Genomic DNA, 11240 nt, shown 5'->3' on the forward strand with positions numbered 1-11240 from the left:
ACCGGACAAGATTGGAGAACATGCCAAGGCGCATGCGGGGCGGTTGGAGGAAACCTCCATAGCGGCGCGCTCCTGGGCCTCGCTCGTCCCGTGGGGTTGTCCGGCACCCACAACGAGCGCCGACGTCGGGCGCCGGCCGCCCGGCCTCAGGAGCGCAGCTCGTGCCAGGCGACCCCGGCCTCGCGGAGCAGCGCGCGCAGCAGCGGGAGGCTGATGCCGACGACGCCGTGGTGGTCGCCCTCGATGCGCTCGACGTAGGGCCCGCCGAGGCCGTCGACCGTGAACGCGCCCGCGACGTGCAGCGGCTCGCCCGTGGCGACGTACGCGTCGATCTCGTCGTCGGTGAGGTCCGCGAAGTGCACGGTCGTCGAGCTCGTGGCACCTGCCGCGGTGCCCGTCCCGCCGTCGGACGAAGCACGCAGGTCGACGAGCCAGTGGCCGGTGTGCAGGACGCCGGCCCGGCCGCGCATCGCGTGCCAGCGGGCGCGGGCGTCGTCGGCGTCGGCGGGCTTGCCGAGCACCTCGCCGTCGAGCTCGAGCATCGAGTCGCAGCCGACGAGCAGCGCGGGGTCGTCGATCGGCGCCCCGGAACCGTCGTCGGCGAGCGTGCGCACGATCTCCTCCGCCTTCGCGCGGGCGAGGACGAGCACCGCGTCCACGGGGTCGAGCCCGTCGCGCTCCGCGGCCGCCGCGCGCAGGACCGCGTCCTCGTCGACCCCCGAGACGCGCACGAGGGGTTCGACGCCGGCCGCGCGCAGCGTCGCGAGGCGGGCGGGGGAGCGGGAGGCGAGCACGAGTCGGAGCACCCGCGCAGACTACCCGCCGCGCATCGGCGGGACCGGCTGCGCCGGCGGCTCGACGATCCCGCTACGCGACCAGGAGCGCCGCGACGAGCAGCACGACGGGCGAGCCGATCGTCGTCACGAGGATCGTGTCGCGCGCGAGGATCTCGCCCCGCCCGAACCGCGCCGCGTAGTTGTAGACGTTCTGGGCGGTCGGCAGTGCGGCGAGCGTGACGGCGGAGGCGACCGCGGCGTCGTCGAGCCGCAGGACGAGCCGGGCGACGACGAACGCCACGACGGGCATCACGAGGAGCTTCGCGACGCTCGCGACGCCCACGGCCGCGCGGGGCTCGCCGCGCCGGAGCGGCCTCGTGCCGTGCAGCGACATGCCGAACGCGAGCAGGATCATGGGGATCGCGGCGCCGCCGAGGATCTCGAGCGGCGCCATGACCGCGACGGGAGGGGTCCAGCCGGTCACCGAGACGACGGCGCCCGCGAGCGACCCGAGGATGATCGGGTTGCGCACGGGCTGGGCGAGGACGAAGCGCCAGGACAGCCGTCCGCTCGTCGTCGCGTCGAGGACGAGCAGCGCGACGGGCGCGAGCACGAGGAGCTGGAGCAGGATCACCGGCACGACGGCGGTCGCGTCCCCGAGCACGTACACCGCGACGGGCAGGCCGATGTTGTTCGCGTTCACGTAGCCCGAGCCGACGGCGCCGATGGTCACCTCGGGGGCGGGGAGCCGGAGCCACAGCCGGTCGACGAGCACGAACACGCCCGCGGTGACGACGGCCGCCGCCGCCGCGACCGCGAGCGGCGCCTGGAAGAGCGCTCCGACGTCCGCCTGAGCGAGGACCGTGAAGAGCAGCGCGGGGCTCGCGACGAAGAACCCGATGCGGTTGAGCGCCGTCCGCGCGTCGGGCCCGCCGATGCCGAGGCGCGCGGTGACGTACCCGGCCGCGACGACCACGGCGATGATGGCGAAACCGGTGAGGACGGCGCCCACGCGTCAGGTCCCCAGGGCGGGACCGACGCCGGTCGGCCCGGGCCGGCGCGAGGCCGGTCCGGGCCGGGCCGACGACCGGGTCACGAGGAGAGCGCGTCGCGCAGCACGTCCAGGCCCACCGAGCCGAGGTTCAGCGCGCGTGCGTGGAACGCCTTGGCGTCGAACGCCTCGCCGCGCGCGGTGGCTGCCGCGCGCGCGTCGTCGCGCGTGGCCTCCCATAGGCGCTGCCCGACCTTGTACGACGGCGCCTGGCCCGGCCAGCCGAGGTAGCGGTCGAGCTCGAAGCGCACGAACGAGTCGGGCATGTTGACGTTCGCGCGCAGGAACGTGAGCGCCTTGTCGGCATCCCATCGGGGGTCCGCAGCGCCGCCGCGCCATTCCTCGGGCGCCGGCAGGCCGAGGTGCACGCCGATGTCGAGCACGACGCGCGCCGCGCGCATGCGCTGCGCGTCGAGCATGCCGAGGCGGTCGCCGTCGTCGTCGAGGAACCCGAGGTCCGCCATGAGGCGCTCCGCGTACAGGGCCCAGCCCTCGCCGTGGCCCGAGACCCAGCACGCGAGCCGGCGCCACGTGTTGAGCGTCGCGCGCGCGTACACGGCCTGGCCGCACTGCAGGTGGTGGCCGGGGACGCCCTCGTGGTAGACCGTCGTCTTCTCGCGCCACGTGTTGAACTCCGTGACGTCCGAGGGCACCGACCACCACATGCGGCCCGGCCGGGAGAAGTCGTCGCTCGGGGGCGTGTAGTAGATCCCGCCCGTCTGCGTCGGCGCGATCATGCACTCGAGGTCGAGCACCGGCGTCGGGACGTCGAAGTGCACGCCGTTCAGCGCGCTGATCGCGGCGTCCGACGTCTCCTGCATCCACGACTTCAGGGCGTCGGTCCCGTGCAGCGTGCGGGCCGGGTCGGCGTCGAGCGCGGCGACGGCGTCCTCGACGCTCGCGCCCGGACCGGCGATGCGGCGCGCGATCTCCTCCTGCTCGGCGACGACGCGCGCGAGCTCCTCGAGCCCCCACGCGTACGTCTCGTCCAGGTCGACCTGGGCGCCGAGGAACGTGCGCGAGAAGAGCGCGTAGCGCTCGCGACCCACGGCGTCCTGCTCGGGAGCCTGCGGGGCGAGCGTCGTCTCGAGGAAGTCCGCGAGGCGCCCGTAGGCCTCGCGCGCCGCGGCGGCACCGTGCTCGAGCTCCTTGCGCACGAGCGAGCACGCCGAGGAGTCGTCGAGGACGGCGTCGGCCTCGGGGCCGGCGACGAACGTGGTGAAGAACGAGGACTTCGCGTCCGCGAGCTCGCGCGACTGCTGCACGCCGATCCGCACCTGGCGGATCGCGGCGACGTTGCCGCGCGAGGCCGCCTCCGCGAGCGACGCCATGTACCCGTCGATCGCGGTGGGGAGCGCGTTGAGGCGCGAGGCGATGTTCTCCCACGCCTCGACCGTCCCGGTCGGCATGATGTCGAAGACGTCGCGCAGCTCCTGCACCGGCGACGCGATGTTGTTGAGGCTCGCGAGCGGCTCGCCCGCCTCGTGCAGCTCGAGCTGGAGGCCGATGCGCTCGCGCATCGCCGCCAGGGTGACCCGGTCGACGTCGTCGACCGGCTCCAGGCCCTCGAGCTCGCGCAGCACCGCGCGGTCGGCGTCGGCCCGCGCGTCGTGCCCGGCGGGCGAGAGGTCGGAGACGAGGTGGTCGTAGCCGGACAGCCCCATCGCGGTCGCGGAGATCGGGTCGAGCTCGGCGATCCGCGTGACGTAGGCCTCGGCGACGGCGTCGATCGGCGTGGGTGTGCGGTCGGGGGTCCCGGCGGATGCGCCGGCAGGTGTGGTGGTGTCGCTCACCCGGACGAGACTACTCGGCGCCCGGTCGCGGGTCTGCCGGATTCCCCGGGGTCTGCCCGCGGTCGTGCTCGGTCGGGTCCTGGGCCGGATCCGCGGGGAGAGCCTCGTCGGACAGGGCCTGCAGCGCGGCCGCGAGGTCGTCCGCCCAGGTGCGGTGGTAGCGCACGAGGACCACCCCGGTCGCGTCCGTGTCGTCCGCGGCGTGCCAGACGGCGACCGGGTCGCCCGGGCGCGGGCCCGCGACGCCGTCGGGCACGACGACGCGCGCCGGGCGTGCGGTCCTCGCGCCGGACGCGGTGGTCACGACCAGCGTCGCCCGCACGACCGAGGGACCCGCCGTCCCGGTGCGCGTCGCCGAGCCCTGCGCGCCGCCCGCAGCCGTGCCCTCGGCAGTGCCCGCGGTCGAGTCCACGGGACCGACAGCGGGGAGCACGAGCGTCCCTGTCGCCCGGACCGGGGCGGCAAGCAGCGCGTCGCGGCCGCGGGCGAGCCCCGCCACCACCCGGTCGTCCTGGTAGCGCACGAGCGCGAGCAGGGCCGTGACGAGGAGGCCCAGCGTCGCGACCACCACGACGGCGTCGGGCACGGCCCAGCCGCGGTCGGACCCGAGGCGCTGGTAGACGAGCAGCGCGACGGTCGGCACGAACGCCACGGCCCAGGCCCAGCGGCGCCAGCCCGGCACGGGCTCCACCGACGGCAGGCCGGTGGGGTCCGCCTCGACCTCGTCGGCCGTGGCGGGAAGCTCGACGAGCACGCCCCGCTCGGGCAGACGGCGCACGCGGGGCGACGCGCTCGGCGCGGTCACGATCGCAGGCTCCAGCGCCACGAGTCAGCGTTGTGCCGCCCGGAACGCCCGCCGAAGCTCTTGGCCGTCGCGCCGTCCCCGGTCCCGCGCAGCCCGCGCGCCCGGTTGGTCCACTCGTCGACGGGCGCGACGTCGTCGGGCAGTCCGCTCGCGGCGGCGGCCGCAGCGAGGCCGGCCACGAGCGCGGCGACCTCCAGCTCGTCCGGCGCCCCGCGCACGACGCGGACGCTCGGGGCGTCGGGCCGCGACGTGCTCACTCGTCGTCCTCGTCGTGGTCGTGGTCGTCGTCCGCCCCGCGTCCCACGCCCCACTCGGGGACGGCGTAGCCCGCCTCGACGAGCCGCTCGCGCGCCTCGTGGCCCCACCGGTCGAGCAGCCCTACGACGTCGTCGAGGTCCGGCCCGCCGGGGTGCGTCATGACGACGTAGTCGAGGGTGAAGGTGTCGTCCTGCACGTCGGCCGGCGAGGCGTCGTCGTCGACCTCCTCGTCGGCGCCCGGGTCCCACACCGACGTCGTGAGGTCGGCGTGGATGCCGAGCGCGCCGTGCAGCTCGTCGAACAGCCGGGCGTTGAGCGCGCCGATGCGGCCCTCGAGCGCGAGGACGCGCGGGTCCTCGTCCGCCTCGGACGCCCCGAACTCGGCCCGCACCCCGACGGCCGTCTCGACGTACTCGTGCAGCGCCGCCGTGAGCGCGTCGACCGCGGCGTGCAGCGGCGCCGGGTCCACCGACCCGAGCGGCACGGGTCCGTGCGTGGCGTCGTCGTGGCTCATGCGTGGTCCTTCCTCGCGAGGTTCGTCGGGCGCTGGTGCTCGCTCGCGGTCACAGCGGGATGTTGCCGTGCTTCTTGGGCGGCAGGGTCGCACGCTTGGTGCGCAGCGCCCGCAGCGCGCGCACGACCTGCACGCGCGTCTCCGACGGACGGATGACCGCGTCGACGTACCCGCGCTCGGCGGCGTCCCACGGGTTGACGATCGCGTCCTCGTACTCGGCGACGAGCCGGGCGCGCTCCGCCTCGACGTCGTCACCCGCGTCCGCCGCACGCTTGAGCGCCGCCCGCTGGAGGATGTTCACCGCACCGCCCGCGCCCATCACGGCGACCTGCGCCGTCGGCCACGCGAGGTTGACGTCGGCGCCGAGCTGCTTGGAGCCCATGACGATGTACGCCCCGCCGTACGCCTTGCGCGTGATGACGGTGACGAGCGGGACCGTCGCCTCGGCGTAGGCGTAGATGAGCTTCGCGCCGCGCCGGATGATGCCCTGGTGCTCCTGGTCGACGCCCGGCAGGAAGCCCGGGACGTCCACGAGCGTGAGCACGGGGATGTTGAACGCGTCGCACGTGCGCACGAACCGGGCCGCCTTCTCCGCGGCGTCGATGTCGAGCGTGCCCGCCATCGCGAGCGGCTGGTTCGCGACGACGCCGACCGACTGGCCCTCCACGTGCCCGAACCCGACGAGCACGTTCTTCGCGAACAGCGGCTGCACCTCGAGGAACGCGCCCTCGTCGAGCACGTGCTCGATCACCGAGCGCATGTCGTACGGCTGCGAGTCCGAGTCGGGCACGAGCGCGTCGAGCTCGAGGTCCTCCTCCGTGACGTCGAGCTCGACGTCGTCGGGCGGGAACGACGGCGCGTCCGAGAGGTTGTTCTGCGGCAGGTAGGACACGAGGTGGCGCACGTAGTCGATCGCGTCGTCCTCGTCCGCGCCGAGGTAGTGCGCGACGCCCGACTTCTCGTTGTGCGTCAGCCCGCCGCCGAGCTCCTCGAAGCCCACGTCCTCGCCCGTCACCGCGCGGATCACGTCCGGGCCGGTGATGAACATGTTCGACGTCTTGTCCGCCATGACGATGAAGTCGGTCAGCGCGGGGGAGTACACCGCGCCGCCCGCGCTGGGGCCGAGGATGAGCGAGATCTGCGGGATCACGCCCGACGACGCGACGTTGCGGCGGAAGATCTCCGCGAACTGCGTGAGCGCCGCGACGCCCTCCTGGATGCGCGCCCCGCCGCCGTCGGAGATGCCGACGAGCGGGACGCCCGTGCGCAGCGCGAGGTCCTGGACCTTGGTGATCTTCTGGCCGTGCACCTCGCCCAGGCTCCCGCCGAACACGGTGAAGTCCTGGGAGTACACGCACACCTGGCGGCCGTCGATCGTGCCGTGTCCGACGACGACGCCGTCACCCGCCAGGCGCTTCTTCTCGAGCCCGAAGTTGTGCGAGCGGTGCTTGGCGAAGGCGTCGAGCTCGACGAAGCTGCCCTCGTCGAGCAAGGCCTCGATGCGCTCGCGCGCCGTCTTCTTGCCGCGCGCGTGCTGCTTGGTCCGCGCCGCCTCCTCGGGCAGCTCGGTCGCCTCGGCGCGGCGACGGTCGAGGTCGGCGAGCTTGGCCGCGGTGCCCACGAGGTGGGGCGCGTCGGGCGATGTCGGGGGTGCCTCGGGCGTCGCGGGCGAGGTGGTCGCAGAGTCCGTCACGGACCCGAGCCTAGTTGGCGGGTGGCGCCAACTCGATGCGGGCGACGCCAGCACGGCCGGGGCGGGTCTTGGTGGGTGTCGACAAACCCGACGCAGGCGCCGGGGGCGTGCCGCCGGGTGCCCGGACCGTCGGCCCGCCCTCGTGCCGGACCGTCCGCGTGCGGGAGGATGACGGGCATGGCGAGCACGCGCGAGGACGAGACCAGGCCCGACGGCGAGGGGCGGGCCCCGCTCCGGGCGGAGTTCCTGCGGGAGCTGCTCGTGACGCCTGCGGGGCCGCTCGCCCGGCTCGAGGTCGTGCCCGAGTCGGCCTCGACGAACGCCGAGCTCGCCCGCGCGGTCGCCGCCGACCCGGGCGCCTGGCCGGCGCCGGCGCTCCTCGTCGCCGAGCACCAGCCCGGAGGGCGCGGCCGGCTGGGCCGCTCGTGGACGACCCCGCCGCGCGCCGCGCTCCTCGGCTCCCTCCTCCTGCGCCCCGACGTGCCACGCGAGACGCTCAGCTGGCTCCCGCTCCTGGCCGGGCTCGCGACCGCTCGCGCGCTGCGCGCCACCGCCGGGGTCGACGCGGTCGTCAAGTGGCCGAACGACGTGCTCGTGCCCGACCCAGGCGAGGGCGACCCTGCCCCGCTGCGCAAGGTGGCCGGCATCCTCGCGGAGGTGCTGCCCGACGGCGGCGTCGTCGTCGGGGTGGGCCTCAACGTCTCGCAGCGGCGCGAGGAGCTGCCCGTCCCCACGGCCACGTCGCTCGCCCTCGCGGGCGCCGCGACGACCGACCGGGAGATCGTGCTCGTGGCCCTCCACGAGGCGTTCGGCGAGGTCCTCGTGCGCTGGCAGGACGCCGGGGGCGACGCCCACGCGGCCGGGCTCGACGCCGACTGCGCCGAGGTCAGCGCCACGCTCGGCACGCGCGTGCGCGTCGAGCGCGTGGCGGGCGGCGACGTCGTCGGGCTCGCGACCGGGCTCGCCCCCGACGGCGGCCTGGTGGTGCGCGAGGACGACGGGACGTCGAGCGTCCACCACAGCGGCGACGTCCACCACCTGCGCCCGCACGACTGACAGTGCGACCTCCTCGGCCGCGGCCGAGGAATAGGATCGCCGGGTGCCCGTGGACCCTGAGCAGGACGAGCCCCTCACCACCCCGCCCGTGACGCCCGAGGCGGGTACCGAGCCGGGACCGGACGCCGTGGCTCCCGCCACCGAGGCGACGGAGGCGGTGCTCGACGAGGCGCTGCTGGGCGGCCCCCGCACCCTCACCGTCGAGCGGCTCGCCGAGCGCGCCGGCGTCGGCGAGGACCGGGTCCGCGCCTACTGGCAGGCGCTGGGCCTCCCTCTCACCGAGGGCGAGGAGCACGCGTTCACCGAGAAGGACGCGCAGGCGCTCGCGGACGTGTTCGCCTTCGCCGAGACGGAGCGGCTCGACGAGCGCGCGCTGACGACCCTCATCCGGTCCACCGGGCACACGACGGAGCGGCTCGTGCTGTGGCAGGTCGAGGCGCTCGTCGAGCACCTGACGCGCCGGTTCGACCTCGACGACACGAGCGCGCGCCTGCTCGTCCTCGACCGCCTGCCCGAGCTCGCGCCCGTCCTCGAGGAGCAGCTCCTGCACGCCTGGCGCCGCCAGCTCGCCGCGGTCGCCGGGAGGTTCGCCGTCGAGTTCTCGGACGCGCGCGCCGCCGCGGTCGACGAGCACGAGCTCCCGCTCCCGCGCGCGGTCGGGTTCGCGGACATCGTCTCCTTCACGCAGCGCACGCGCGGGCTGGGGTCGAGCGAGCTCGCGGAGTTCGTCCAGCTCTTCGAGACGAGCGCGCGCGACGTCATCACCGCCGCGGGCGGGCGTGTCGTCAAGACGATCGGCGACGCGGTGCTCTACGTCGCCGACGACGTCGCGACCGGGGCGCGCGTCGCGCTCGGCCTGGCCGAGGCCGGCGGGCGGGAGGAGGACGTCGACGTCCCGCCCGTCCGCGTGAGCCTCGTGTGGGGCCGGGTGCTCTCGCGTTTCGGCGACGTGTTCGGGCCGAGCGTCAACCTCGCGGCCCGTCTCGTCGACATCGCCGAGCCGACGACGGTCCTCGTCGACCGCGACACCGCGGGCCTGCTCGCGGGCGACCAGCGCTTCGCGCTCACGGCGCAGCCCGAGACCGAGGTGCAGGGGCTCGGGACGATCGAGCCCGTGCGCCTCCAGTGGGCCTACCGCGGCTGACGGCCTGCCGACGCGGCGACCGGGTCAGACGGCCTCGAGCAGGCCGGGCCCGTCGTTCGTCACCGAGTTGACCAGGGTCGAGATCTCGCGCGCGACCATCGGGACGTCGTCGTGCGGGCCGCCGAGGCCGAGCAGGTCGGCCGCACCGCGGGCGTCGACCGCCGGGTCGAGCCACGCGTCCCACGCGTCGGACGGCAGGGCGAGCGGCATGCGGTCGTGGATCTCGGCGAGGTACGGCGCCGCGTCCGTCGTGATGATCGTCGTCGAGACGAGCCAGCGGTCGGGGTCGTCGTCCGCCTTGGTCCGGTCGCGCCAGAACTCGTAGAGCCCGGCGAACGCGGCGCTCTCGCCGTCGCCCGGCGCGATCCAGTACGGCTGCTTGGGCGTCTTGCCCCGGCGCGCGGTCGCGCCCGCGGACCCGGCCAGGGACGCGCCGTCGGGCAGGACGCGCCACTCGTAGTACCCGTCCGCGGGCACGAGGCAGCGGCGGACGCCGAACGGCTTGGCGAACGCCGGCTTGTCGAGGATCGACTCCGCGCGCGCGTTGATCATGCGCGCGCCGCCCTTCGGGTCCTTGGACCACGACGGCACGAGGCCCCAGCGCGCGAGGCGCAGCGAGCGCCGGACCTCGCCCGTGTCCTTGGCCGCGCGCTCGACGACGATCCGCACGGGGTCCGTCGGCGCGAGGTTCCACGACGGCGGCAGGAGCCGCGCGTCGTCGGCCACGTCCGCGATCGCGAACTCGTCCGCGAGGTCCTGCGCGTCCCGGAAGGAGGCATAGCGTCCGCACATGCCCCCAGCCTGCCGCACGCCACCCACGCACGGGCCGTGAGGGAGAGCAGGCTCACGCCCGAAGCGCCGCGTCCTGTGCGATCGAATCGATACGATGGACGCCATGCCCTCTTCCTCGGTCGACCCCGCCGTGCCCCGACCGAGATCGTCCGCCCGCTGGGTGCTGCTCCTCGGCGCGCTCGCCACGCTCCCCGCGCTCACGGTCGACATGTACCTCCCGCTGCTGCCCGAGGTCGGCGCGGACCTCGGGGCCCCGGACTCCCTCGCGCAGCTCACGCTCTCCGCCATGCTCGTCGGCGGGGCCGTCGGGCAGCTCGTCATCGGTCCCCTCTCGGACCGGTACGGCCGCCGCCTGCCCGTCCTCGTCGGCCTGTCGCTGCACGTCGTGACCTCGATCCTGTGCGCGATGGCACCCAACATCGGGATCCTCATCGGGCTGCGCGTGCTCCAGGGCTTCTTCAACGCGTCCGCGTCGGTCGTCGCGATCGCCGCCATCCGCGACCGCTTCACCGGCTCCGACGCCGCGCGCATCCTCTCGCGGCTCATGCTCGTCATCGGGCTCGCGCCTCTCCTCGCGCCGTCGCTCGGGTCGTTCATCGGCGCGCACGCCTCGTGGCACGCGGTGTTCTGGGTGCTCGCGGCCGCCGGGCTGGCGCTCGCCGCCGTCGTCCTGCTCTGGATGCCGGAGTCGCTCCCGGTCGAGCGGCGGCGCCCCGCCGGGGCGCGCACCGTCCTGCGCGGCTATGCGAGCCTCCTGCGCGACCGCCACTTCGTCGCGCTCGCCGTCCTGCCCGGGCTCGGCCAGGCCGTGCTCATGAGCTACGTCGTCGGCTCGCCGTTCGTGCTCCAGGAGGGGTACGGGCTCAGCCACGGACAGTTCGCGCTGCTCTTCGCGGTCAACGGCGTCGGCCTCGTGCTCTCCGCGCAGGCCAACGCGGCGCTCGTGCGCCGCGTGGCGCCCATGCGCCTGCTGCGGGTCGCGCTCGTCGTGCAGGGAGTGTTCACGGTGGGGTTGCTCGTGGTCGCCCTGACCGGCGCGGGCGGCATCGTGGGCATCGTCGCGGCCCTGTTCCTCGTTCTGTCGATGCAGGGCATGATCCCCGCGAACGCCTCGGCGCTCGCGCTCACCCGGCACGGCGAGATCGCGGGCACGGCCGCGGCCGTGATCGGGGCGTTCCAGTCCGGCGTCGCCGGGCTCGTGAGCCCGCTCGTGGGTGTGCTCGGGGGCGACGCCGTCGCGATGGCCACCGTCATGCTCGGCGCCGTCGTCGCGTCGCTGCTCGTGCTCGCCCTCGCGACGCCGGCGTTCCGCCGCGGCGGGTGGCACACGCCCGTCTGAGGGCGGCGGGCGTTCACGC

At 75.0% G+C, this 11240-nt stretch carries 11 protein-coding genes; 3 read left to right on the forward strand and 8 right to left on the reverse strand.

The genetic code is table 11. The features are described from left to right. Positions 1-146: 146 nt before the first annotated feature. The 7 genes from ACFWH7_RS04255 to ACFWH7_RS04285 form a co-directional block, all read right to left on the reverse strand. Positions 147-806: a Maf family protein gene (locus tag ACFWH7_RS04255; RefSeq protein ID WP_378215201.1), complete on the reverse strand. Its 660-nt coding sequence runs from the start codon at positions 804-806 to the stop codon at positions 147-149. Between the two features lie 61 nt (positions 807-867). Continuing rightward, positions 868-1788 carry an AEC family transporter gene (locus tag ACFWH7_RS04260; RefSeq protein WP_378215202.1) on the reverse strand — a complete coding sequence of 307 codons (921 nt, stop codon included), beginning with the start codon at positions 1786-1788 and terminating at the stop codon, positions 868-870. 80 nt (positions 1789-1868) lie between these two features. After that, complete coding sequence (locus ACFWH7_RS04265; protein ID WP_378215203.1) at positions 1869-3620, reverse strand: DUF885 domain-containing protein; 1752 nt, start codon at positions 3618-3620, stop codon at positions 1869-1871. A gap of 10 nt (positions 3621-3630) precedes the next feature. Continuing rightward, a complete protein-coding gene (locus ACFWH7_RS04270) occupies positions 3631-4425 on the reverse strand; it encodes a hypothetical protein (protein ID WP_378215204.1) in 795 nt (264 codons plus the stop codon). Continuing rightward, positions 4422-4682, reverse strand: coding sequence for an acyl-CoA carboxylase epsilon subunit (locus tag ACFWH7_RS04275; RefSeq protein ID WP_378215205.1), 261 nt, complete (start codon positions 4680-4682; stop codon positions 4422-4424). The genes ACFWH7_RS04270 and ACFWH7_RS04275 overlap by 4 nt, the downstream gene beginning before the upstream one ends. Further along, positions 4679-5197, reverse strand: coding sequence for a hypothetical protein (locus tag ACFWH7_RS04280; RefSeq protein WP_141388698.1), 519 nt, complete (start codon positions 5195-5197; stop codon positions 4679-4681). The genes ACFWH7_RS04275 and ACFWH7_RS04280 overlap by 4 nt, the downstream gene beginning before the upstream one ends. A 49-nt stretch (positions 5198-5246) precedes the next feature. Further along, on the reverse strand, positions 5247-6818 hold the full coding sequence (locus tag ACFWH7_RS04285; protein WP_463054448.1) for an acyl-CoA carboxylase subunit beta: 1572 nt from the start codon (positions 6816-6818) through the stop codon (positions 5247-5249). 249 nt (positions 6819-7067) lie between these two features. On the opposite strand from ACFWH7_RS04285, the gene ACFWH7_RS04290 reads away from it, so the two are divergent. Both ACFWH7_RS04290 and ACFWH7_RS04295 read left to right on the forward strand, forming a co-directional pair. Further along, on the forward strand, positions 7068-7946 hold the full coding sequence (locus tag ACFWH7_RS04290) for a biotin--[acetyl-CoA-carboxylase] ligase (protein ID WP_378215207.1): 879 nt from the start codon (positions 7068-7070) through the stop codon (positions 7944-7946). A 43-nt stretch (positions 7947-7989) separates the two neighbouring features. Then, positions 7990-9090: an adenylate/guanylate cyclase domain-containing protein gene (locus ACFWH7_RS04295; RefSeq protein WP_378215208.1), complete on the forward strand. Its 1101-nt coding sequence runs from the start codon at positions 7990-7992 to the stop codon at positions 9088-9090. 24 nt (positions 9091-9114) lie between these two features. On the opposite strand, the gene ACFWH7_RS04300 is transcribed toward ACFWH7_RS04295, so the two are convergent. Next, positions 9115-9882, reverse strand: a complete 768-nt coding sequence (locus ACFWH7_RS04300) for an SOS response-associated peptidase (RefSeq protein WP_378215210.1) — start codon at positions 9880-9882, stop codon at positions 9115-9117. 103 nt (positions 9883-9985) lie between these two features. Between ACFWH7_RS04300 and ACFWH7_RS04305 the strand changes: the two genes are divergently transcribed. Further along, positions 9986-11221: a multidrug effflux MFS transporter gene (locus ACFWH7_RS04305; protein WP_047234053.1), complete on the forward strand. Its 1236-nt coding sequence runs from the start codon at positions 9986-9988 to the stop codon at positions 11219-11221. Positions 11222-11240: the final 19 nt, after the last annotated feature.

It is taken from the genome of Cellulosimicrobium cellulans (assembly GCF_042723955.1).
In the GTDB taxonomy this organism is placed as follows: Bacteria; Actinomycetota; Actinomycetes; order Actinomycetales; family Cellulomonadaceae; genus Cellulosimicrobium; species Cellulosimicrobium cellulans_H.